The organism is Bradyrhizobium quebecense (genome assembly GCF_013373795.3).
Lineage (GTDB): Bacteria > Pseudomonadota > Alphaproteobacteria > Rhizobiales > Xanthobacteraceae > Bradyrhizobium > Bradyrhizobium quebecense.
The window spans coordinates 3,779,563-3,803,916 of the sequence record NZ_CP088022.1 but is presented as its reverse complement, the minus strand read 5'-3'; the positions used below and the strand labels follow the sequence as shown (position 1 = coordinate 3,803,916).

The following is a 24,354-nucleotide window of genomic DNA, read 5'->3' as shown; positions in this document are numbered from 1 at the left end:
GTCCGGCGCGCGTCCGTGGCTCAGTCCGTCGGCGCGATCAGCCCGACCCTCATGTCCTTTGCCAGGTAGACGCAAGCGCCGTCGGCGAGCACACGGCCATCGGCGATGCCCAGCACCAGCCCGCCGCGCCTGATCTGACGCATGTCGACCTCGTAACGCACGAGCCTGACGTCCGGCGTGACGTGGCCCCTGAACTTGACCTCGCCGACCCCGAGCGCGCGGCCTTTGCCCGGCGAGCCCGACCAGCCGAGCCAGAAGCCGATGATCTGCCACATCGCGTCGAGCCCGAGGCAGCCGGGCATCACGGGGTCGCCGACGAAGTGACAGGCGAAGAACCAATGGTCCGGCGCAATGTCGAGTTCGGCGGCGACACGGCCCTTGCCGAAGGCGCCGCCGTCGATGCCGATGTCGGTGATGCGATCCATCATCAGCATCGGTGGCGCCGGCAGCTGTGCATTGCCCGGGCCGAAATAGCCGCCCTCGCTCGAGCGCAGCAGATCCTGCCTGGTGTAGGACGATTGCGGCGTGTGAAAATCGTGCGGGTTGAACAAGATGGTCACCGACCTTGGGGTTATGGTTGAACGTTAGGAGCGGCCGCGCCGCGTGGCTTTTGGCTTTACGGGCGGGGACTTGGCAGTCAGGCGCAGCGCCGCGGCCATGAAGGCCCAGATGTCGCTGGTCAGCCTTGCCGGATCCGGCCGCCGGTCGGCCATGAGCGCGCCGATCAGCGCCTGGCGGATGCCGCCGATCATCAGCGCGATGGTGAGGTGAGGGTCGAGGTTGCCGGGAACGATCCCGTCGCGCTGCGCGGCCTCCAGCATGCGCGCGCCGGCTGCAAGCTGACGGCTGGTGAAGGCGGTCTCGACATCAAGCACTTCGGGCGCCCGGCTCAGCGGTCCGATCACCAGCGGTGCAAACGGGTGCTCGTAGTGAAAGGCGACATAGGCGCCGATCCGCTCCTTCTCCCGGTCCGCCCAGTTGCTGGCGGACAACTCGGCACCGCTGAAGGCCGCCTCATCGAGATGTTCATAGAAGTCTTCGACCACGGCCGCGATCAGCCCGGCTTTCGATCCGAAATGGTGATAGGCGAGCCCGACCGAGACCTGGGCCCGTCTCGCGACGGCCTGCATCTCGAGATGCCCTTGGCCTTCGATCAGCTCCTCTTGGGCTGAGGAGAGCAGCCGCTCGCGTGTCCCCTGGCTCGTCGCGCCCATCGTTTGTCCATTAATTGAACTGAATTCAATTCAACGGGACGGATGCTAGGATGTCAAGCTGGGGCGTTGGGACGACGGCCGGCCCGAGACCGAGCTCAATTTCAAATTCTATCGCCAGGCCACCAACAAGATCGTCGGCATCTCGGACGAGACGGCGGCGTTCCTCGATCGGTTCTTCTGATCGGTCGCCGCCGTGCCCCTCAAAAGGTTGCGGCCAGGCTTTGGGGGAAGCCTGGCCGCGCGCGAACCGGTCTGGGACGGGGAGGGGTGGGGATGTGACCGGGTCGCGAACTCGATTCCTTGTTGCCGCTCAGCGCGAGCTTGCGGTTGAAACTGCCGGTCGGTTGTCGCCGAGCGAGACCCATACATTGGGATCGCTCTGCGATTGCCGCTTGACGAAGCGGTAGCCGGTCTCCGTCCAGGCGACGATGCTCTCGTTCTGATTGTCGAGCACGAATTCGCCCTTGTCGGTCTTCACCGTCAGCACCGCGTGGCCTTCGCCCTTCTTGTCGCGGACCACCGTGATCAACAGCGCCTCGCGCGGCCAGCCGGCGTCCATCAGCATCTTGCGCTTCAGGAGCACGTAGTCCTCGCAGTCGCCGTAGCCGTCTGATGGCAACGACCATTTCTCGATCACGCCCCAATGATCCATGTCGGTCATCGGCTTGATGGATTCGTTGACCCACTTGTTGACCCGCACGAGGTCGCGCCAAGCGGTCTGCGACAACACGATGTCGCGTGGTTGCGTCTTGCCGCCGCGGCACTCGGCGGGATTGTCGGCGCAGAATTCGACCCAGCCGATCGGCGAACGCGCAACGTCACCCAGGCTGGCGTAGACCACGTCGCCGGCCTTGGCCGACACGCACGTCGCAAACAGAATGGCGGCAACCGCCAAACCTTTCCCCTGTCCCCTGAACCCAAACATCGTGGCCCCCGTTCTTCTTGTTGGGACCACGTTTCGCACAAAGCTTTTGCGCCGCCGCTAAGTGCGCGAAGTAGATTTGACGCGAATACTGGTAAAAGCTGCGGCGAATTCGATCTTTACTTGAATCGAATTCGCGTAAAATTTGAAACATCTGCAATTGATTCAAATTTTATCTATTAACGCGGCAAACGCTGCGCCTGCACGGTTTGTTGCCTCAAACGTTCTGGCCGTTAACCGCCGATTTTACTGCGCCAAACGCGCCGAAGGCGGCCACCGGTGCACCGGAGGCCGCCTTCGCGGGCTGAAAACGGGGTCTTGAGCGGTTTTTCGCTTTACCTCGCGGTAACGCTCTCTTCGAGCGTTTCCGCCGACTGCTCGTGGACGAACTCGAGCGCGAAGCCTTCCTCGAGATTTCGCACCACGCGGGCCTGCACCCTGCCGAGCATCACCAGCGACTTCAGCGGCGGGCGGTTCTCCGCGGCGATCGCAGCACCAGACAGCGAAAGGTCGATGATGCGGCAGGTCATCCGCGAGCCGTCTTCCTGGGTGAGCAGGGCGATCGGGTTGCGCGGCACGATACGGTCGTGGCGGCGATCCTCGGGCAAATTGAGGATGTCGCGGTTGGCGAGCCAGGTGAGCTGGGCGGCGAGCTTGTCGCGCTTGCGCGCGGTGGCGCCGATCGTCATCGCAAAGCCGTTGTCGATGATGCGGGTGATGCGGCCCTCGACCCGGCCGATATGGTCGAGATAGGCGATCACGCGGTCGCCGACATTGCCGATGCCGGGCGCAAGCAGCGCGAGGCCGCCCGGGGACATGTTGATAATCTGGCAGGGAAACTCGCGCCGGTCGGGCAGCATGTAGCGGCCGAGCAGGTGCACCTTGACGCGCTGGAAGCGTCGCCGCTCCTCGGCAACGGGGACGGCGCTAGTTTTCTTCTGTGCAAACGACATCACGACAAACCCGGCCACCGTCCATTCGGAGCCCCGACGACCCTAAGGCTGATAGGGTTAACGGGGCGTTACGGTTGTGAAAGGGAACCCGGACACGGAACGAGAGCGACAAGCGAAGTTCACGTGCGCCGCACCCAGGGGCGTTAGGCTCATGCAGATGCCGCGTCAGATTCTCCGAACCATCGCGTTGCGGCTCGAGCAGTCTCCTCCAGATCCGGTTCGATGTCTGTGGCCCAACCCACAAACCCATCGGGACGCACCAGCACCGCGTTCAAACCCAGCCGATCCCCGGCATCGCTTGCGACATAGCCAATCCGCCCGCGCCAACGCTCGGCCAGCGCGCGCAGAGGAGAGCGCGGATCAAAGTCGAGTAGCAGGCCGCGCCCGTCTCTGAGCAGTTCGCCGAGCCTCTTCCCGCTGGCGAGCGCGAAGTCGGGCGCGCTGCGGCCCACCAGCGGATGGCCGCCGCCAAGATCGTAGCGCAGCGAAACGCCCCACACGCGCTCGGCAAAATATGTCGCGCCGTCGGGTGTCGCGATCAGATCGCGGATGATGGCTTCGAGCGCACGCGAACTCCGGCTCGGCCGCATCAGCGCGACCTGGGCGCGCGACCAGTCGAGGATCTGCGCGCCCACCGGATGCCGTTCGCTGCAATAGCTGTCGAGCAGATCGGCCGGCGCGTTGCCGCGGATCGTGGCGGCGAGCTTCCAGCCGAGATTCATCGCATCGCCAAGCCCGAGATTGAGCCCCTGGCCGCCCAGCGGAGAATGAATGTGTGCGGCGTCGCCGGCGAGCAGCACGCGTCCCCTCCGGTATGCCGTCGCCTGACAGGCGCGATCCGTCCAGGTGGTGGCAAGCTGGAGGGCCGTCAATGTCACGTCGGTGCCGGAGACACGGCGCAGCACCGCCTGCGCATGCTCGCGCGTGATTGCTTGGGTGCGGTGGAAGGCGCCGCCGTCGAAATCGACCATCGCGATGGTGCCGGGACGCGCGTAGGTATACATGCCGGTCGGCGTGTAGTGGCGGCCCGGGCAGAGCGTGTCCGGATCGGCAATCTCGACCTCGACCGAATAGCCGGTGAACTCGGGATCGGTGCCGACAAATTCGAAGCCGCCGGCCTTGCGCACCGTGCTGCGGCCGCCGTCGCAACCGACCAGCCAGCGTCCATGAAAGGTCTCGCCACCGGCGCGAATGGTGACGCCGTCATCCGACTGATCGAACGCCTCGACGCCCGCGCCGCGCCTGATCTCGACGCCCATCGCGATTGCGCGCGCGGCGAGCGCGGATTCGAGCGACTCCATGTCGACCGCCATGCGGGTGCCGGCCGGACCCGGCAGGCGATAGGACCATTTCGAACTGTCGATATCGTCGTGATAAAACTGGATGCCAGCGAAATGGCCCGCCGGGCGGCGCGGCTGCTGCATCCAGTGCGCGCCGTTCGATGCGTTGCGGTCCAAGCCATCTTTCGTACGCTGCGGCGCCGCGATGTCGTCCAGCATCCCGCGACGATAGAGGGCCTCGATGGTGGGCGCCGAGAGGCCGCGCATGCCGAACGGCAGCCGCTTCAACGGCGAGCGCGGGTCCGCGGTCTGCTCGAGCACCAGGACTGAGAGCTTTGCGAGCCGCAGCTCGCAAGCGAGCAGCAGGCCGACGGGGCCGGCGCCGGCGATTACGGCATCATGGGGAAGGGGGTGGTGGTTGTGCATGAACTGCTCCTTTGTCGATGTTCGACCGGAGCGGTTCGTCGGGTTGAGAACCACACGGACGAACAATGGACGCTTCGACGGCGTCCGGTGTTCGTCGTGGGGATCTCATGCACGCAGCAGGAGACCAGAGCTTTCGTTTTCGAAACGACTTCGATTTCGAAAGGACTTGGGCTTACCAAACCAAGTCTGCCTTTTCCGACAGGGGCGATATAGCGGCATCGCGACCGCTCGGCAATGGCGATCTGTGCGTGCAGGTTATGGGAACAACGCACGGCCGCGATGTTCCGGTGCGAGCGTCGGGCGCGGTTCGACCATCCACCTGTTCCAGAAGAAGATCTCGATCGGCGCGATCACGGCGCACTTCATCACCCATCTGCACTCCGACCACATCGTGGGCCTTCCCGACGATCTCCGCGCGCAGGCGACGCGGCGGGCTACTTGGCTTCGGCGTCCATGGCCGGTTCGGCCGGCACCGCCGGTGGCTCAACCGTCACGGCCTTTAGCACCTTGCGTTTCGCCGCGCGGATCTCGAGCTGCAAAGGCGGCTGATAGGAGCCGGCTGGCGGTTCGAGCATGAAGCCGTGGTGCCCATCGCCCTTGTTGAGCTTAAGAAGATCCTTGCGGAATTGATCGGCGACGACTTCGGCAACATGATCGCCGTTGAAATAGATATCGATCGTGACTCGTTTGTCGGGGTGCTGGTCGTACAAGGCCCAGCCGGCGATCCTGTTCTCGTTGAAGACGTCGACATGGCCGGTGACCTCGCCCGAGAGGCTCTCGATGCCGGCTTCGATCACCTCGAGGTCGCTCTTGTAGATCGATCGCGTGACGTCGAAGCTGAAATGCGCGGTGTCGACACATTGGTCGAGCAGGTTCTGCCGATGCTCTTTCATTCGTTGCAGCGTGTCCAGCTCGCCCAGCTTGACGTACATGCCGACGATGCCTTCGATACCAGGATTCATGGTGTCGTTCCCCGCAATGCTACCAGCCTATTGGCCCTCAGTTGCGTTCACAATCAACGGTTCTTTGCGATGCTTCCTTGCGGAAAAATACTCCCGTCAAGACTTGAAGCGCGTCGTCCCGCCAGGGTCTGTCATGAAGGCCTTCATGACAGGCGTTCATGACATCCCGATCGTCCTGACCTAAAGTCGGTGCGGCCGAATCCGGCCCAATGACAAGGACAGGGAGAGCGAACCGATGGAGCAGATCCGCGTCTGCACGCATGACGGACCTGGAGCCAAACCTGTAATCCGGACCGTGCCATGGCCGGATGTCGGCAAAAAGGCGGCCTTGATCAAGGTCGGCGCCTGCGGCGTTTGCGGAACCGACTTGCACATCCTGAAGGGACACTGGCCGAAGCCGCTGCCATGGCCGTTCACGCTCGGCCACGAACTCGGCGGCGTGATCGTCGAATGCGGCCCGGAATTCACCGAAGACTTCATGAGCAAGCCGCTGCAGGTGGGATCGAAGGTGATGATCCCGCCCTTGATGCCGTGCGGCCGCTGCTATTACTGCATCCATTATCCCGAGAGCGCCAACAAGTGCCTGACGCCGGTGTATTACGGCCGCTATCTCGGCTTCGACAAGGCGCCGCACATGTGGGGCGGCTGGGCCGAATATGTCTACGTCGATCTGGACATGCTGCCCGGCACCAAGATCTACAAATTGCCCGACGACATGTCGCTGCGGCTGGGCGCGCTGTCGGAGCCCCTGACGTCCTGCATTCGCGCCTTCAACCGCGCCACCCGCGCCGGCGGCTTCAGCTGGGGCGACACCGTGGTGATCCAGGGCTCCGGGCCGATCGGCATCCTCGCGGTCGCGGCCGCGCAGGAGATGGGAGCAGGGCGCGTGATCTGCGTCGGCGCGCCGGAAACGCCACGGCTGGCGCTGGCGCGCGAGTTCGGCGCCGAGGCGACCGTCGATATCGAGCAGCTGAAGACGCCGGAGGAGCGCATCAAGGCGGTGCGCGACATCGTCGGCGGCTTCGGTGCCGATCTCGTGATGGATTGCTCGGGCCACCCGACCGCCGGCCCCGAAGGCATCGAGATGCTGCGCGACGGCGGCACCTATGTCGAGATGGGCCAGTTCACCGACGCCGGCTCGATCAATACGTCGTGGCACCGCATCTGCACCAAGGACCTCAACGTGCTCGGCTCCTGGGGCTTTACCGGCAACGACCTGCCGCTCGGCGTCGACATGCTCTACCGCACGCGCAACAAATATCCGTGGCTCGACATGCAGACGATCTATCCGTTCACCGAGGACGGCGTCGCGCGCGCGGTGGCGGACGCGATGGCGATGAAGACGGTGAAGTCGACCATCGTGCCGTGGCCGGGTCTGGTCGGGTGATGCAGGCCAGTGGAAGCGTCGCTATTCCTGTTGCAGTGCTCCCAAGGAATGCGGGCCGGGGCGCCGTCAGGACCGGCCTGATATCGCTCGCCGGGACGACGGCCCGGCGCTAACATCCGCCCATGCAATCGAACCGTGTGCCGCCGAGCGCAACGTTTGCGTGGGGGAACCTGTCCGAGGACTTCGCGCTGTTCCGAACGCTCAGCACGGAGCAGCGGCTGATCGCCTTTGGCGCGATGACCAGGCGCGACCTGGTGCGTGGCGAGTTGCTGGTGGAGCAGGGGGGCGCCTCGGACGCATTGTTCCTGGTGCTGCACGGCGCGCTCGCAGTGCACCGGATCGATCATCCCGAGCCGATCGCGGAGCTTCGCGCCGGCGAGCTGGTCGGCGAGATCGGCTTCTTCGCCAACATCCCGCGCACGGCCAACGTGATCGCGATCCGCGATTCCAGCGTGCTGGTGTTGACGCGGGCGGCCTATGCGAGGCTGGTGCAGGAAGCGCCTGGCATCGTCGAGGCGCTGCTTGCCGCGCTTGCGCAGCGGTTTGCCATCCAGACCGCGCGCCTGTTGCCCGTCCGGGCGTCACCAAAGGCGCGCACCGTCGCGCTGATTGCAGGCGGACGGGAGCCGGTGCCGGCTGCCTTTGAACAAAGGCTGCGCCTGAGCCTTGCCGCAGCAGGCGCCGAGATTGTCGATCTCGCGCGCATTCAGGCGATGTTTCCCGGCCGCGCGCTGGACTCGTCCGAGGTCGCCGACTGGCTCAACCGGATCGAGTATGACGCGCCGCTGGTGGCTTATTTCGGTGGTGCGGAAGCATCTGAATGGGCGCGCAAGACCATTCGCCAGGCCGACCTCGTGGTGTTCGCCTGCCGCGGTGATGCTCCGCCGCCGGTTCTTACCGAGATCGAGAGCTTCGCCTGCGGAGTGCATCCGGCGTCGGCGCGGCGCCTGGTTCGTGTTCACGATATCAGGCAACACGAGGTCAGCGGCACCGCGGCCTGGCTGGCTCGGCTGCCTTGCTTCATGCATCACCATGTCGCGCTCGAGGACCAGATCGATATCGAGAGCCTGGTTCGTTTCCTGTGCGGCCGCGCCGTCGGGTTTGTCGCCGGCGGCGGCGGCAGCCTCGGCACCGCGCATGTCGGCATCTACAAGGCGTTTCGCGAGCGCGGCACCATGTTCGACATCTTTGTCGGCACCAGCGTCGGTTCGGCGATGGCGGCGGGCTTTGCCAAGAACTACGACGCCGAGCATCTCGAGCGCGGCACCCATGAGATCTTCGTCTCCAGCCGCAGCTTCCGCCGCCCCACCTGGCCGCGCTATGCGCTGCTGGACCACAAGGCCTTCGATCGGGCGCTTGCCGATCAGTACGGCCACAACTGCCGGATCGAGGATTGCTGGCGGCCGTTCGCGGCGGTCGCGACCAACCTGTCGACGCACAGTCTCGAATTGATCAGGACCGGCCTGCTCTGGCAAGCGGTGCGGGCATCGAGCGCCATCCCCGGCCTGCTGCCGCCGTTCTATACCAAAGACGGCTCGATGCTGGTCGACGGATGCCTCGTCGACAACGTTCCGCTGGCGCAAATGCATCAGATGAAGAGCGGACCGAACCTGGTGGTGCATTTCGGCGAGCCGGCGACCGAGATGTTCGACGTCGACTATGCCGCGCTGCCGGGAAGGTTCGAGCTGCTCGCATCCCTGCTGATGCCGTTCCGGCGAAAATCGCTCCCGGCCGCGCCGAGCGCCGTCAACGTGTTGTGGCGAAGCCTCGTCGCGCATCAGCGCTACGATACGCTGCCGACCACGCCGCTCGACCTGGTGATGCGCCCGCCGACGCCCGATGGCGTTGACGTCACCGATTTCGACCGCCATCAGGAAATCTTCGAATCCTCGTACCGCTGGGCGCAAGAGACCATTGCTGCCTCGGAGGCGGCGCATGATCCGGCCATTGCTGCCATCGTCGCGCCGGCCAAGGCTGCGGGCAGCGCTGCGGACAAGGGTGCGGACATGGCCGCGGCCCACAGCACGGATCAAACGACGACCGAGACCGCGCCGGTCTCCCATCAGGCCCGCGTCGGCTGAACGTCTTGCAGGCGGCGCCGAAGTCGACCATCGTGCCGGACTGAAATCCGGAGATGACGATGCCTTTCGATTTGATTCTGCGCGGCGGACGGGTGATCGACCCGTCGCAAAAGCTCGATGCGGTGACCGATGTCGCCTTTGCCGCCGGCAAGGTCGCGGCGGTCGGCCGGGAGCTGAAAGCCGATCCCGCGACCGAGGTCCGCGACGTCTCGGGGCTGATCGTCTCGCCCGGGATCATCGACCTGCACACCCATGTCTATTGGGGCGGCACCTCGCTCGGCATCGACGCGGAGGAATTTTGCCGCAACTCCGGCGTTACCACTTCGGTCGACACCGGCAGCGCCGGTCCCGGCAATTTCGCCGGCTTCCGCAAGCATGTGATCGAGCCGAGCCAGGTTCGCATCCTCGCTTATCTGCATGTCTCGCATGCCGGCATCTTCGGCTTCTCGGACCGCGTGATGGTCGGCGAGAGCGAGGAATTGCGGCTGATGAATCCGGTCGACGCGGCGCGCGTGGCGGACGAGAACCGCGATCTCATCGTCGGCATCAAGGTGCGGGTCGGCTTGCACGCCTCGGGTACCTCGGGGCTGGTGCCGCTCGAGATCGCGCTCGAGGTTGCCGAGCAGGTCGGCATGCCCTTGATGGCGCATATCGACCATCCGCCGCCGAGCTACGAGGAGGTGCTCGCGCGCTTGCGCCCGGGCGATGTGCTGACGCATGCGTTCCGACCGTTCCCCAACACGCCGGCGACCGCGCAGGGCACGGTGAAGAAGGTGGTGCTGGAGGCGCGCGAGCGCGGCGTGTTGTTCGACATCGGCCATGGCAAGGGCTCGTTCGCCTTCAAGACCGCACGCGCGATGCTCGCCAACGGCTTCTACCCTGACGCCATCTCCTCCGACATCCATCAGCTCTGCATCGACGGTCCAGCCTTCGACCAGGTGACGACGATGTCGAAATTCCTCTGCATGGGGATGTCGCTGCCGGACGTGATCGCGGCGTCCACCGTCAACGCCGAGATGGCGTTGCGGCGTCCCGAGCTAGGCAGCCTCAAGCCGGGCAGCGTCGGCGACGCCACGCTGCTCTCGATCAGGCAAGGGCAGTTCGACTATGTCGACGTGGTCGGCGAACACCTGACCGGCGATCGCAAGATCGCATCCGAAGGCGTCGTGATCGGCGGACGCTGGTGGCACCCGAGATAGCGCCGTTACTCACAAGACCCGCGAGCGCTTTGCCCTCAAGAAGGCGACATCGATGCCGGAATGAATGAATCTCGGCTTTGGGCCCAAAACCGGAAGCCCGGCGGACTTGTTCGACCACCTCATTGCCGCTGGATCTGACGGTCTCAGCACGGCGGATATGGATAGTAACCGCAGCGTCGGCCGTGATAGTACGCTCCAGTGGCCGCTGCTCCGACGGCAGCCGCACCTGCCGCAGCTCCGTAGTACGCGCGCCGATGCACTCGCCTATTGACCCCCGCGACGCTGCCAGGTGTGAGCGGGCGACCGACACGAGCGTCAGCTTTGTCCACGGAGATAACGACAGTTCCCGCAGGCGACAAGTGAAGCGAAACGGGAGATAAACACAATATTGCTGCCCCGAGGGCCGCGCCGACTACCGTTAGCGTTTTCATGCTCTTCTCCTGATCGGGTTCTTTGCCGCCTTCTGAGGCGGCTTTACTTTGGCTTGAGTGTTTCCACACTGACCCGGGTTCCTCGATGGTGCTCTTGATCCATGTCAAGCTATTCCGGTCTTCCCCCAACAGCGGGCACCACGTCTAGAGCCACCACTTCCAAAAAAGGGCCAGACTCCACTCAGTTACTCGCGCGATCCTGAGCGCCGCATCGCCATAATCAACAATACGGGGGCGCGAGATTGGCGCCATGGCCCGCGCACTCCAAGCCTTCATACGAATATCCGGCCTAATTAAGTGCAGCCGCTACGCCGGCGCTTGGAGTTGTCCCCGAAGCCATGCATTCGTTCTGAGGGAGTTCAGCGGGTCGATTTGTTCGACCGCAGTCTGATGGACGTGATCGCACGCAGAGCATTCGCACGTCCGGATGTCGAGGCCCATAGGGCCGGATGTAACCCGCGCCCACATGGTTCCTGTTTGGCACACGGCGCAAATTGGTCGACGGCTGATCATGGATGCTTCGCTTTCGTTCAGACGGGAGCGTCACAGAACTCTCAGTCACTGGTAGATACCGAGGGAGTGATGATGAAGCGCAGCATGGAACCTTCACAATACCGCCCGCTGTTCCGTTTTGCTCACATTCGGCAATAGTTCACGCACCGTTAGCGAACTACGACGCTCCCGGATTCAAATTGGGACAAATGCCTTGAAGCGAGAACCGCCGAGTGTGGCCGTAGCAACGGTCAGCCACGGATATCACTTCATCCAGATCGAACACACCAGCGACAACTTACGCTCTGGTTCTTCCGAATCTCGGGAGGAGCCTGTGCGATGCCCGGCGCGTCCGTGCAACTAGCTCTGAAGAGTTTAGTCGCCCCTAGCGACGCGGCGGTTGGCGTTGGCCCGTGACGCTTGAGGCGCGATTTTATCGTTTTACAGTTCGCGCTTGATCTCGGGCTTGTCGTACAAGACTGCGTTCAGCAATGAACTGTTGACCTCGATTTTTCCGTTGTAGCTGATGAAGCCGAGCTTGCGGAATCTGTTCATGAAGAAGCTGACGCGGGATCGCGTCGTTCCAATCATTTCGGCCAATGTCTCCTGGCTGATATTCGGACTGATCGGTTGAGGGTTGCCCTCCTTGCCGAAATTCGCCAGCAGGAGTAGCAGGCGCGCCAACCGTTTTTCACTGGAGTTGAAGAGCTGATCGATCAGGTCCTCTTCAATCCGGCTGTTGCGGGTCAGCAGATAGGCTATGAACAGCTCCGAAAACTTGGGTTCATCGTGCAATGCCGCGATCATGGCGGTCTTCGTTATCGCGGTCACCAGGCATTCCTCCATCGCTGTCGTCGTCGCGATACGCAGCGAATGGCCGTTCATGCAGCCTTCGCCAAAGAACTGGCCGGCCTCCAAAATGCCGACCACGGCTTCCTTGCCTTGCTCTGATATGACAACAACCTTGACCCGGCCTTTCTGGATATAGAAAACCGTATTTGCCACGTCGCCCTGCGCAAAGACGATCTCATCCTTGCGAAACTCAAGGATGGTCTTCCCTTCTCCTACCTTGGCGAGAAACTCCTTTGGATCAAATATTGCGTGGTTGGTCTTTTCTGGCATGTCGCGTTTCGTCCGAGCGTGGTGGGACGTCCAGCTTACCATTCAGTCGCCGACGTTCGAAGTGAAAGTGCCGCACAAAGAGGCTCTTCGCAGCCCGGATGAGCGAGGGAGTACCCGGCTGCCGATAAGCTAATCGAGCGGTCAGCAGACCAAGCCCGAGCCGGACCCAACAGGTCGCAGACACCGCCTAGAGTGGCGGCTAGATCGCAACTGCAAAGCTTCCAGTCGTCTTGCATTCCGGGCACTCGAAGGTACGGACTTCATGACCGGGTTGAACAGGCTCGATGCAAGCCAACCGCACAGGCTTGCCGCACCTGGAGCACGGAAGAATTCCGATCTCCGCGCGGCTGTATAGTGGATCTGGCTGGATAGATGACATCATGCATCCCCTGCATTGGGCGGGAGCATTACCGATCTCTCTGTCGCCGATGACTACCTATTGCGGACGGCGATGGAGCTAGCCTTGCCCGACGCAATAATCCGGAGATGGTCAATATTGACTATTATTGAAAATTTCGTTCAGCAAGACGGCCCCAATGTGGGGACACTGAGGCCGTCTAAGCAGGATGCCTTGGGCAGGAAGGCGATCCATGTAGCGTCAAGACCCCCGAACAAAACTTGTTCCGGGTCATTATATTGTGGGACAGAATCGGTGCCTACAGCACGCAATGTCCGAGTTGGATCATTCGCGTCGATTTGACAGCCGAGCAGTTGCTTCCGGTCTACCCACAACTCCGGACATGACGCTGAACCGCGACAATTGTTGCTTCGGGCCAAGAGGCGAAATGGCATGGCATCAAGAAATGAAAGAGGTCACCAACTGAGGCGGGCCTTATTTGCTGATGTGTTCGAAATTGAACATCCGGAACTGCCAAGACATGAACATACTCAAATCATGGCCTCAAAAAAGAAACCGCTTAGCCCGGAAGAGTTTGCGTCCTTGCTTATAGTCGGCAGCACATCTGCCGTAACCAGTCCCCCAGCAGTGATCCCGGCCGAACATAGCGCCCGGCTGATCGCTATGGGTTACATGGTCGAACTATCGGGCCGGCTGCGAATGACCACGCAGGGCCGAATGCAAATATATGCGGGACAACTCATTACCGAGGTGGGCTCACAACGCCACCAAGCTGAATGAATGCCTGGTGGCGTTGTGCTAGCCCCGGATAGAGCAATCTCCGGTATGTTAGATCAGCACACGGCTTAGCTCTCGTCTGAGCAAAATTGCTCACTTTTCATTTGATCTTAGTCCGGGAGATGCCAGCCACTCAGTCATGTGGGCGGCGGCTTCATCGTGCCGTTCTCCGCAGCCGCGACTCTCGTTCTGGATCTGGTGGAAGTTGGTTGGCGCGCCCTCGCAGGTCTTTGGCTTCCTCGCAAGGCGCGCTTCAAGAGAATGAATCTGCTTAACCCAACGTCGTTGTCTCTGCATGGCTCCTCTTTGGAACCCTCGAGGAATCGGAACCGTTAGAATGGTTGCGTGCCTTCCGCTGCTGGGGCGTGCCTGATCCGGGCGGTCCCGGCTTTCAGCCCCCAAGCCCGGCCGGGACCGCTCACTTAAGGTCTCTGTCCATAGCCCTCAACGTGAGGCGGCCTGGCTTCTCAGTACGGTCGCTTCAATGGGCCTAAGATCAGTCTCATTGTTTCGGGCGATTTTGGTGGATCTGGACCGTCACAATCAATGCAGCGGAACTCACGACCGCCCGTCTGCGCTAGCAGCCATCTCATGGGCTCGCTGCATTTCCTGCAGAGAGGTGGGGGCGTATTTTTCGGCATGAATGCTCTCGCGGTGTCGGCGGGAGCACAAAACTCTCAGTCACCGATGGATGCCGAGGGCGGTCGATGATCCAGGCACTAGCCCGTCTTATTCATCAGCGGCTTGTTGAGAGGCTGGCGAGCGTGGCGTAAGCCGCTGAGATGGCGTAGGATTCGGTTGCTGACACCCACCCTCCGCGCATCCGGGCCGCCACACTCGCCATGACCGACGATACGAGTCTGCCGTTCTCATTTCCAGCCGTTTCCCACAAGAAGATCACAGCCTCGTTCGACGGCGGCAAGCTGACGTCGGATGGCGGCGTCATGCTTCTGGCCATGGCGGACCGGCGCCTCGGCTTGGCCGCGAAGTTGTCCTGCGTATTCCCCGAGCGGCGCGATCCGGGACGCATCGTGCACAGCCTTGCGGATATGATCCGCGCCCGCATCTTCGCCATCGCGTGTGGCTACGAGGATGGCAATGATCTCGATCGTTTACGCGGCGATCCGGCGTTCAAGCTGGCTTGCGGCCGACTGCCGGACACTGGCCGGGATCTGTGTTCGCAGCCGACCCTATCGCGCCTGGAGAATGCACCACACCTGCGCGAGGTGATCCGGCTGAGCTCTGTGCTGGTTGACCTATGGATGGACAGCTACGCGCGAGCGCCGAGCGCAATCACGCTCGACATCGACGACACGGTCGACGTGGTGCATGGCCGTCAGCAACTCTCGCTGTTCAACGCCCATTATGATGAACACTGCTTCCTGCCGATCCACGTCTACGACACCGAGCACAGCCGGCCTGTTGCGGTCATCCTGCGCCCCGGCAAGACGCCGAGCGGCCGCGAGGTGCGGGCACACCTGCGCCGCCTGGTTCGGCGCATTCGCCGGCGCTGGCCCGATACGCGTATCACCTTCCGCGGCGACAGCCATTACGCCGGCCCCGAGGCGATGACTTTTTGCGAGCAAAACGGCGTCGATTACATCTTCGCGCTAGCCGGCACGAAGCCGCTCGCCAGAAAGGTCGACGAGGTCTGTGATGCATTTCGAACCGAACGTGCGATCGAGAACAAGATCGTGGTTCGCGGCTACACCGAGACCTGCCACGCGGCCGGCTCCTGGCATCGTGAGCGCCGCGTCGTCGCCCGCATCGAGGCAACCCAACAAGGGCTCGACGTCCGCTACGTCGTCACCAGCCTGGATATCGGCTCGGCTGAGTGGATCTATGACAGCCTCTATTGCGCTCGCGGACAGGCCGAGAACCTGATCAAGCTGCACAAGACCCAGCTCGCCTCCGATCGCACCAGTTGCCGCTCGGCGCTCGCCAACCAGGTCCGCCTCGTCTTCCACACCGCCGCCTATTGGCTCATCCTCGCCGTGCGCGATGCCATCCCAAAGCCGCGCGATCTGGCAACGGCCGAGTTCAACACGATCAGGCTCAGGCTTCTCAAGATCGCAGCCCGCGTCATCGAGACCGCCACCCGCGTCCGTCTCGCCTTCGCTGCGGCGTGCCCCGACGCCGACCTGTTCCGCGGCTTGGTAAACGCTCTGGTCCCGCAAGCACCCTGACGCGCGGGGCATGAGCCCCCGGTCACCCCGCTGCCGTCCTCCAACGCGTTCACGAAGTCGGGTCGAAAAGCGGCGAAAAAGCCGAAGCGTTCGCGCGCGCCTTCACCCCGACCGGAAATGTTCCAGCTGCCCCGCCCGGCAATCATGAATAAGACGGGCTAGGCGCCTTTCATTTGAGCAAGTCGACTCACACTTTGCTGGTGCCCCAGAACATGGAGGATTCGATGACGCGCTTTGTCGTTGACGATGACCGCAGTCAGAGCACTTTGTTTTCCGAGCGGCTGGAAGACTATTTGTCCGAGGCTAGGGTCAAAAGCCGTCGATGACGATCGACCTACAGCAACTACCGCTTCACCCTCGGAAGCGGACCTTTATCGGTCCACGCCCGAGTCATCGCGCAAGGCCGGTCTGCTGCGAATGATGTGCAATCGCAGCAAATTGTTCGCGCGCATCAATGTCGCGCGATCAGTCCGGCGGTTCATGCTGTCATCAAAAAAAGATTGGCAGTGCGAATAATGTTCACGCCTTGCGGCCCCTGGGCCGCCAACCACATCTCCCCACCGCAATTCTCGGGTGCAGGTTTGGGCTCCCAAACCGCCCAGTTGCGAATTGTGGAGATGGACTATGGACTTCCTCGGTTTTCTTAATGGTTCAGGTTTGACTCAGCCTGCCATTTGGATCGCTGCAGCGGTCGCATGTGTGATCCTGCTGCGCGTATCGAACGTATTTCGCTACATTCCCAACAATCAGGTCGGCATCGTCGAGAAGCTGTGGGCGATCAAGGGCTCGATCGAGGACGGCTTCATCGCGCTGAACGGTGAGGCCGGCTACGAGCCGGAAGTGCTGCGCGGCGGCCTGCACGTGATGTTTCCCTTCATGTACCGGATCCACCGCTCGGATCTCGTGACCGTCGGCCAGGGCAAGATCGCCTATGTGTTCGCGCGCGATGGCGCGGCGCTGGAGCCTTCGCAAGTGCTCGGCGCCAACGACACCGAAGACAAGTCGGACTTCCAGGACGCGCGCCGCTTCCTGCTCGGCGGCGGCCAGAAGGGGCCGCAGCGCAAGGTCCTGCGCGAAGGTACCTATGCGATCAACACCACGCAGTTCGCGATCATCACCGATGAGCGCGTCTACGGTCATGCGCTCAGCGAGCGGGAACGCGGCGTGCTCGAGAGCATGCAGCTCACGATCACCGAGCGCTGGGGCTTTGCGCCGGTGGTGCTGGCGGCCGATCACGATCTTGTCGGCATCGTCACCGTGCATGACGGCCCGTCGCTGCCTCCGGGCGAGATCATCGCGCCCGAAGTCGGCATCGAGCTACGGGATGCTGCGACCTTCCACAACAATTTCCAGGAGCCCGAGAAATTCCTGCTCGCCGGCGGCTATCGCGGCCGCCAGCTCCAGGTCATCGTCGAGGGCACCTGGTACATCAACCGCCTGTTCGCGACCGTCGAGGCGGTACCGAAGACGGTGATCCCGGTCGGCAATGTCGGCGTCGTCATCTTCTACACCGGCCCGCGCACCGACGACGTCTCGGGCGAGCAGTATCGCCATGGTGAGCTGGTGCTCAACGGCAGCCGCGGCGTCTGGAAGGACCCGCTGTTGCCGGGCAAGTACGCCTTCAACACCTATGCCGGCAAGATCGAGGTGATCCCGACCGTCAACTTCATCCTGAAATGGGTGCGCGGCGAGGTCGGCGCGATGAAGCTCGACGAGAACCTGTCGGAGATCTCGCTGATCACCAAGGACGCGTTCGAGCCGACGCTGCCGCTCTCGGTGGTGATGCATATCGACTACAAGAAGGCGCCGATGATCATCCAGCGCTTCGGCGACGTGAAGAAGCTGGTCGAGCAGACGCTCGACCCGATGGTCAGCGCGTTCTTCAAGAACATCGCGCAGAAGATGACGCTGATCGAGCTGTTGCAGAACCGCGCCGCGATCCAGGAAGAATCGGCGCGCGTGATGAAAGCGAAGTTCGAGGGCTATTCGCTCGACTTCCAGGAGGTCCTGATCGGCACGCCGCGCGCGGCGCCCGGTGACCACACCATCGAGAACATCCTGATTCAGCTCCGCTCGCGCCAGATCGCACGCGAGCAGATCGAGACCTATCAGGAGCAGGAGAAGGCCGCGGTGCAGGAGCGCGCGCTGAACGAAGCCAAGGCGACGGCGGCAGCGCAGACCGCACTCACGCAGTCGCTGATCCAGGTCAAGGTCCACGAGAACGAGGGCGCGGCTGCGCTCGCCCGCGCGCAGAAGGATGCCGAGACGAGGAAGGTGACCGCAGCCGCGGTCGGCGAGCAGTCGCGGCTGGAAGGCCAGGGCGAGGCCGACCGGGTGCTCGCGGTCGGTACCGCCAACGCGCAGGCGACCAAGCTGTCGGTCGATGCCTATGGCGGGCCGGAGTACCGGCTTGCCGAGCAGAACTTCGCGAAGTTCGCCGATGCGCTGACGCGGATCAACCAGCCGCTGGTGCCGCAATTCCTGATGTCGGGCGGGCAGGCGGGTGAAGGCGGCAATGCAGGCCTGATCCCGACCGCGATGCTGAGCTCGATGTTCGGGCAGATGATGCCCGGCGCATTGGAGAAGCTGAAGGACGAGGCGCCGAAGGCCGCGCGCCGCACCAACGGCCAATGACACGGCGATCGTGCGATGCCGTCGAGCGAGCGACCGCAAAGATGCTGTGCTCCCTCTCCCGGGGGGCACTCGCATATGGCAGCGAGAAGCTTGGGATGCCGTTTCCTGAGTCGTCATGGCCGGGCTTGTCCCGGCCATCCGCGGCTTTCTCGCGCGGAAACCAAGACGTGGATGCCCGGCACAAGGCCGGGCATGACGCGTTCGTGGGGGAAATCGAGCCCATATGCGATAGCCTCGCCATTGCGGGCGAGGGGTGCATGCACGATTTCGGAATATTGGAAATATATGCCTGATTTGCCCGACGTGTCAAGTTGCCCGGTCGAACGCCGGCGGCCGTCGGCTCCTTTGCATGGGGTTGTTTTCGATATTTTGGCAGCGCGCAGAAGCGCCGCCGATCCTATTCCGTCTTGTCGACGTTCCAGAACACCGGCGGCGCCGGGCCTTCCAGCACGCCGGTGAGCGATTTGCGCCAGGCGCTCGGCAAGCGGAACTGGCCGAGCGGGACATAGATCACCTGCTCGTAGGCTTCTTTTTGAATCTCCATCGCGAGCTTCTTCTGGTCTTCAGGGGAGGTGGCGCGCGCATAGGTGTCGCGCATTTGCTCGAGCTTGGCGTCGTCGGGCCAGCCGAACCAGGCCCGCTTGCCGTTCGCGGCGATCTGGTTGTTGACGATCGGGTTCATCACCTCGGTCGCGCCCGTGAAGGTGAAGAACAGGTTCCAGCCGCCTTCCTTGGGCGGCTTCTGGCTGGCGCGACGGCTCACCACAGTCTGCCAGTCGGTCACCTGCGCGTCGACGTTGAAACCCGCCGCGCGCAGCAGCTGCGCTGCGACGGTCGGCGGTCCCTTCAGCGTCTGCACGTCGCCGGGGATCATGATCACGACGGGCGTGCCGTCATAGCCCGAGGCGGCGAGCGCCTTCTTCGCCTCGGCCATGCCGTTGCCTTTGATCAGCGTCTCGGCGCCGGCGTCGCTCGCGAGCGGCGTGTCGCAGGCGAAATAGGAGCCGCAGATCTCGTAATATTTTGCATTACCGACGGTGGCGTCGAGCACGTCCTTCTGGTTCATCGCCAGGAATGCCGCGCGGCGGATCTTGGGATTGTCGAACGGCGGGTGCAGGAAATTCATCCGGCCTTCGATCTGGAAGCCGAACTTGTTCAGCACGGCAACGGTGAGATCGGAATTGGCCTCGAGCACCGGCACCAGGTCGATCGACGGCTGTTCCAGGAAATCGATGTCGCCGGATTGCAGCGCGTTGATCGCGGTCTGCGCGTCGGGCATCGTGATCCATTCGACGCGATCGACCTTCGCGACCTTGCCGCCCGACAGCCAATCCGGCTTTTCCTTGCGCGGCACGTAGTCGGCGTTCCGCTCATAGACTGCCTTCACGCCCGGCTGGAATTCGGCCTGCACGAACTTGAACGGCCCGCAGCCGATCTGCTCGGCGATCTGCTTGCCGGGTGGCGTCTCCGCGAGCCGCTTCGGCATCATGAAGGCGACATAGGAGGAGGGCTTTGCCAGCGACTCCAGCACCAGGCCGTACGGCTCCTTGAGCTTGAGCACGATCGTCTTCGGTCCGCCGGCCTCGAGGGAGGCGGTGAACTCGGCCAGCTTCTGCGCCATGCCGTCGACGACGGTCCAGCGCTTCAGCGAGGCGATGCAGTCCTCCGCGGTGACGGGCGCGCCGTCATGCCATTTCAGGCCGTCGCGCAGCGTGAAGGTGTAGGTCAGCTTGTCGTCGGAGATCGTCCAGTCCGCCATCTGCGGCCGGACCTTGAAGCTTGAATCGATGCCGAGCAGCGTGTCGTAGACCATGTAGCCATGGTCGCGGGTGATGTAGGCGGTGGTGAAACCGGGATCGATGATGCGCAGGTCCGAGTGCATCACCGCCGATATGGTCTTGCCCTTGCCGGCGGCGATGGCTCTCGATGACAGGAGAGCCGGGGCCGCGATCGCCGGCGGCACGCTGGCCGCGAGCTTGAGGAGCGTTCTGCGCGAAACATCGACCATTCGCCGTCCCCCGATTTGTCGTTGCGCCGGCACGTTGGCCGCAGCGAGCCGCATGCTTCACCAATCCGATCAGCAAATCAAGCAAGCGCCGTGCCGCCAATCCCGCAAGGCGCGCAAGCGCGCATCCTGCATAGGAGCCTGCGCTTCCTGCCGCACCTCGCAGGCTGTTCGGACGGCGATCCGCCGTGTAGGCTTGCGGTCTGCCGGCCAGCAATAAGGCCATATCCCGCACATCCCTGAGGGAACAAGCAGCCGAGGGAGACCAGAAGAACCGTCATGACCGATATCCGATACGTAGCACCGCGCACGCTTGATGAAGCGATCGGCGCATTTGCTGCCGCCGGGAGTGCCGCCCGCATTATGGCAGGGGGCACCGACTTATTGGTGCAAATGCGCTCCGGCCTGGTGCGGCCGGGACTGATCGTCGACATCAAGAAGATCGGCGAGATGACCGAGATCTCTGAGGCCGCCGATGGCGGCTTCCGCGTCGGCGCTGCCGTCTCCGGCATGGAGCTCGCAGACCACGCGCGCTTCGGCAAGGTCTGGCCCGGCGTGCTCGAGGCCGTGAACCTGATCGGCTCCAAGCAGGTGCAGGGCCGGGCCTCCGCCGGCGGCAATCTCTGCAACGGCTCGCCGGCCGGCGACAGCGTGCCGGCGATGATTGCGGCGGGCGCCGTCGTCACCGTGCAGGGCCCGAACGGCCGCCGCGAGCTCAAGGTCGAGGACGTGCCGGCCGGGCCGGGACGGACCAACCTCAAGCCGGGCGAGATCCTCGTCAGTTTTGCGCTCCCGCCGCGGCCCAAGGGCTCGGGCGATGCGTATCTGCGCATGATCCCGCGCACCGAGATGGACATCGCGGTGGTCGGCATCGGCGTCAGCCTGACCTTGCAGGACGGCGTCTGCACCGCGGCCCGCGTCGGCCTCGGCGCGGTGGCGCCGACCGCGCTGCTGGTTGAACCGGCAGCGCAGGCGCTTGTTGGTTCGAAGCTAGACGATGCGGCGCTGGAAGCGGCTGCTGCGGCGTGCCGCGCCGCCTGCCGTCCGATCGACGACAAGCGCGGCACCATTGCCTACAGGACAAAGACCGCCGGCGTGCTGCTCAAGCGCACCGCCGCGATCGCCGCCCAGCGCGCCGGAGGACACTAGCACCATGCCGAAACTGCACGTCACCACCTCCGTCAACGGCGAGCCGGTCGAATTCCTGTGCGAGCCGTATGAGACCATGCTCGACGCGCTGCGCGGGCAATTGGGGCTCACCGGCTCCAAGGAGGGCTGCGCCTCCGGCGATTGCGGCGCCTGCTCGATCACGCTCGACGGCCGGCTGATCTGCTCCTGCCTGATGCTCGCGGCCGAGGCCGAGGGCCACGAGATCCGGACCATCGAGGGCATGGCCAAGGGCGACAGGCTGCATCCCTTGCAGCAGAAATTCCTCGAGCATGCCGCGCTCCAGTGCGGCATCTGCACCTCGGGCATGCTGGTGGCCTCCGAGGCGCTGCTGGCGCGCAACGCGAATCCGACCGAAGAGGAAGTCCGCTTCTGGCTCGCCGGCAATCTCTGCCGGTGCACCGGTTACGACAAGATCGTCCGCGCGGTGATGGAGACCGCCGCTGAAATGCGGGAGATGAGGCCATGAACGTCGTCAACAACAAATGGATCGGCCAGCGCACCATCAGGCCCGATGGCGTCGACAAGGTGACCGGCCGCGCGGCGTTTGCCGCCGACACCACCATGCCCGGCATGATCTGGGGCAAGGTGCTGCGCAGCCCGCATCCGCATGCCCGCATCAAGTCGATCAACACCGCGAAGGCCGAGGCACTGCCCGGCGTCAAGGCGGTGGTCACCTCGCGCGACATCGTCGACTTCACGATCGAGAAGGGCGCGGTGATGCTCGGCATCCAGGACATGCGCTGGATGTGCCGCAACGTGATGGCGCGCGACAAGGCACTGTTTCCCGGCCATCCCGTCGCCGCAGTCGCCGCGACCACGGAGGCGATCGCGGCGGAAGCCTGCAAGCTGATCGAGGTCGATTACGAGGTGCTGCCCTGGGCGATCGAGATCGACGACGCCTTGAGGCCTGATGCGCCGATCCTGCACGAGTTCAACAGATTCGACGGCAAGCCCTCGAACATCATGGGCCGCATCGAATCCAGGAAGGGTGACATCGCACAAGGCTTCAAGGACGCCGAAATCGTCATCGAGCGCTCCTTCACCACGCGCCCGGTGCACCAGGGCTATATCGAGCCGCATGCCTGCCTGATCTCGGTCGCGGCCGACGGCAAGACCACGATCTGGTCGTCGAGCCAGGGCCAGTTCATGGTGCGCGCGATGACCTCGATGCTCACAGGCATCCCGCAGAGCGACATCCGCGCCATCCCCGCCGAAATCGGCGGCGGGTTCGGCGGCAAGACCATCGTCTATCTCGAGCCGCTCGCGACCTTGCTCGCCAAAAAATCCGGCCGTCCGGTCAAGATGGTGATGACCCGCGAGGAGGTGATGCGGGCCACTGGGCCGACCTCGGGTTCGAAGAGCACGGTGAAGATCGGCGCGAAGAAGAACGGCACCATCGTCGCCGCCCACGGCAGCTTCTATCTGCAGGCCGGCGCCTTTCCGGGCTCGCCGATCCGCGGTGCGGTGGGCTGCAGCTTCGCGCCCTACGACATTCCGCATGTGCTGTCGGAAGGGTTCGACGTCTGCTCCAACCGCTCCAAGGTCGCGGCCTATCGGGCGCCCGGCGCGCCAATCGGCGCCTATGCGGTGGAATGCGTGCTCGACGAGCTTGCCGAGGCGCTGAAGATGGATCCGCTGGCGCTGCGGCTGAAGAACGCGGCGAAGGAAGGCACCAAGGCGGCACACGGCCCGGTGTTTCCGCGCATCGGCTATATCGAAACGCTGGAGGCCGCGAAGAACCATCCGCACTATGCCGCGCCGCTCGGCAAATATCAGGGCAGGGGTGTCGCCTCCGGCTTCTGGTTCAACGCCGGCGGTGAATCCTCGGCGCAAGTCAACATCACCGAGGACGGCAACGTCGTCGTCACGACGGGCCACCCTGATATCGGCGGCTCGCGCGCCGGCATCGCCAACATCTGCGCCGAGCTGCTCGGCATCGACTACAAGCGCGTCTCCGTCATCATCGGCGACACCCAGACGATCGGCTTCTCCAACCTCACCGGCGGCAGCCGCGTGCTGTTCGCCTCCTCGATGGTGGTGACGCAGGCGGCCGACAAGGTGATCGCAACCTTACGCGAGCGCGCCGCGAAGATCTGGGAGATCGACCCTGAAGCGGTGAAATGGGAGAACGGCGCCGCGCACCCGGTGAGCCCGAATGCCGGCCAGTTCGAACCGCTGACGCTCGCGGACCTTGCCGAGAAGGCGCCCTCGCAGGGCGGCCCGATCGGCGCCAGCGTGCAGCTCAACACCCAAGGCGCCGAGGGCGGCTTCGGCACGCATATCTGCGACGTCGAGGTCGATGTCGATCTCGGCATCGTGCGCGTGATCCGCTACACCGCCGTGCAGGATGTCGGCCGCGCCGTGCATCCGAGCTATGTCGAGGGCCAGCTGCAAGGCGGCGTCGCGCAGGGCATCGGCTGGGCGCTGAACGAGGAGTACATCTACAACAAGGACGGCAAGGTCGATAATCCGGGCTTCCTCGATTACCGGATGCCGGTCTGTTCCGACCTGCCGATGCTCGACTGCGCGCTGGTCGAGGTGCCGAACCCGAAGCATCCGCAGGGCGTCAAGGGCGTCGGCGAAGTGCCGCTGGTGCCGGTGATGGCCGCAGTCGCCAACGCGGTGCATAACGCGCTGGGCAAGCGCTTCTACAGCCTGCCGATGTCGCCGCCGAAAGTGTCGGCGGCGCTGGACGCACCGGCGCAGCAAGCCGCGGAGTAGGGGTGTTCAGCCATTCGCTTCGCTCATGCGGGCT

General features: G+C 63.7%; 17 protein-coding genes. 9 read left to right on the top strand and 8 right to left on the bottom strand.

Annotation, left to right across the window (positions count from 1 at the left end):
- Window positions 1-20: 20 nt before the first annotated feature.
- The 6 genes from fabA to HU230_RS18440 form a co-directional block, all read right to left on the bottom strand.
- Complete coding sequence (gene fabA / locus HU230_RS18465; RefSeq protein WP_420840875.1) at window positions 21-560, bottom strand: bifunctional 3-hydroxydecanoyl-ACP dehydratase/trans-2-decenoyl-ACP isomerase; 540 nt, start codon at window positions 558-560, stop codon at window positions 21-23.
- A 24-nt stretch (window positions 561-584) separates the two neighbouring features.
- A complete protein-coding gene (locus tag HU230_RS18460) occupies window positions 585-1,214 on the bottom strand; it encodes a TetR/AcrR family transcriptional regulator (protein WP_176530428.1) in 630 nt (209 codons plus the stop codon).
- A 310-nt stretch (window positions 1,215-1,524) separates the two neighbouring features.
- Window positions 1,525-2,139 (bottom strand): transglutaminase-like cysteine peptidase, encoded by a 615-nt coding sequence (locus HU230_RS18455; protein WP_092115167.1) that lies wholly within the window; start codon window positions 2,137-2,139, stop codon window positions 1,525-1,527.
- Between the two features lie 332 nt (window positions 2,140-2,471).
- The gene (locus tag HU230_RS18450) at window positions 2,472-3,089 is read right to left on the bottom strand and encodes a PilZ domain-containing protein (RefSeq protein ID WP_176534971.1); all 618 of its coding nucleotides are present in this window, start codon (window positions 3,087-3,089) and stop codon (window positions 2,472-2,474) included.
- Between the two features lie 149 nt (window positions 3,090-3,238).
- Window positions 3,239-4,795 carry an FAD-dependent monooxygenase gene (locus HU230_RS18445; RefSeq protein ID WP_176530429.1) on the bottom strand — a complete coding sequence of 519 codons (1,557 nt, stop codon included), beginning with the start codon at window positions 4,793-4,795 and terminating at the stop codon, window positions 3,239-3,241.
- A 434-nt stretch (window positions 4,796-5,229) separates the two neighbouring features.
- Window positions 5,230-5,757, bottom strand: a complete 528-nt coding sequence (locus tag HU230_RS18440) for a hypothetical protein (RefSeq protein WP_176530430.1) — start codon at window positions 5,755-5,757, stop codon at window positions 5,230-5,232.
- A 235-nt stretch (window positions 5,758-5,992) separates the two neighbouring features.
- Between HU230_RS18440 and HU230_RS18435 the strand changes: the two genes are divergently transcribed.
- The 3 genes from HU230_RS18435 to HU230_RS18425 all read left to right on the top strand — a co-directional run bounded on the left by HU230_RS18435 (window position 5,993) and on the right by HU230_RS18425 (window position 10,424).
- Entirely contained in the window at window positions 5,993-7,144 is a 1,152-nt protein-coding gene (locus HU230_RS18435; RefSeq protein ID WP_176530431.1) for a zinc-binding dehydrogenase, read from the top strand.
- A gap of 122 nt (window positions 7,145-7,266) precedes the next feature.
- Window positions 7,267-9,225: a cyclic nucleotide-binding and patatin-like phospholipase domain-containing protein gene (locus HU230_RS18430; RefSeq protein WP_176530432.1), complete on the top strand. Its 1,959-nt coding sequence runs from the start codon at window positions 7,267-7,269 to the stop codon at window positions 9,223-9,225.
- Window positions 9,226-9,284: 59 nt separating this feature from the next.
- A complete protein-coding gene (locus HU230_RS18425) occupies window positions 9,285-10,424 on the top strand; it encodes an amidohydrolase/deacetylase family metallohydrolase (protein ID WP_176530433.1) in 1,140 nt (379 codons plus the stop codon).
- Between the two features lie 1,364 nt (window positions 10,425-11,788).
- On the opposite strand, the gene HU230_RS18415 is transcribed toward HU230_RS18425, so the two are convergent.
- Entirely contained in the window at window positions 11,789-12,469 is a 681-nt protein-coding gene (locus HU230_RS18415) for a Crp/Fnr family transcriptional regulator (protein WP_092115160.1), read from the bottom strand.
- A gap of 790 nt (window positions 12,470-13,259) precedes the next feature.
- Here HU230_RS18415 and HU230_RS18410 point away from each other — a divergent pair.
- The 3 genes from HU230_RS18410 to HU230_RS18400 all read left to right on the top strand — a co-directional run bounded on the left by HU230_RS18410 (window position 13,260) and on the right by HU230_RS18400 (window position 18,424).
- Window positions 13,260-13,607, top strand: a complete 348-nt coding sequence (locus HU230_RS18410; RefSeq protein WP_176530434.1) for an HMG-box domain-containing protein — start codon at window positions 13,260-13,262, stop codon at window positions 13,605-13,607.
- An 839-nt stretch (window positions 13,608-14,446) separates the two neighbouring features.
- Complete coding sequence (locus tag HU230_RS18405) at window positions 14,447-15,790, top strand: IS1380 family transposase (RefSeq protein WP_176530435.1); 1,344 nt, start codon at window positions 14,447-14,449, stop codon at window positions 15,788-15,790.
- A 624-nt stretch (window positions 15,791-16,414) separates the two neighbouring features.
- Window positions 16,415-18,424 (top strand): SPFH domain-containing protein, encoded by a 2,010-nt coding sequence (locus tag HU230_RS18400; protein WP_176530436.1) that lies wholly within the window; start codon window positions 16,415-16,417, stop codon window positions 18,422-18,424.
- A gap of 397 nt (window positions 18,425-18,821) precedes the next feature.
- On the opposite strand, the gene HU230_RS18395 is transcribed toward HU230_RS18400, so the two are convergent.
- Complete coding sequence (locus HU230_RS18395; RefSeq protein ID WP_176530437.1) at window positions 18,822-20,432, bottom strand: ABC transporter substrate-binding protein; 1,611 nt, start codon at window positions 20,430-20,432, stop codon at window positions 18,822-18,824.
- Window positions 20,433-20,717: 285 nt separating this feature from the next.
- Between HU230_RS18395 and HU230_RS18390 the strand changes: the two genes are divergently transcribed.
- From HU230_RS18390 to HU230_RS18380, 3 genes are read left to right on the top strand one after another with little or no spacing between them, the layout of a single operon-like run.
- A complete protein-coding gene (locus HU230_RS18390; protein WP_176534972.1) occupies window positions 20,718-21,578 on the top strand; it encodes an FAD binding domain-containing protein in 861 nt (286 codons plus the stop codon).
- A 4-nt stretch (window positions 21,579-21,582) separates the two neighbouring features.
- The gene (locus tag HU230_RS18385) at window positions 21,583-22,065 is read left to right on the top strand and encodes a (2Fe-2S)-binding protein (protein WP_176530438.1); all 483 of its coding nucleotides are present in this window, start codon (window positions 21,583-21,585) and stop codon (window positions 22,063-22,065) included.
- The gene (locus HU230_RS18380; RefSeq protein WP_176530439.1) at window positions 22,062-24,320 is read left to right on the top strand and encodes a xanthine dehydrogenase family protein molybdopterin-binding subunit; all 2,259 of its coding nucleotides are present in this window, start codon (window positions 22,062-22,064) and stop codon (window positions 24,318-24,320) included. The genes HU230_RS18385 and HU230_RS18380 overlap by 4 nt, the downstream gene beginning before the upstream one ends.
- Window positions 24,321-24,354: the final 34 nt, after the last annotated feature.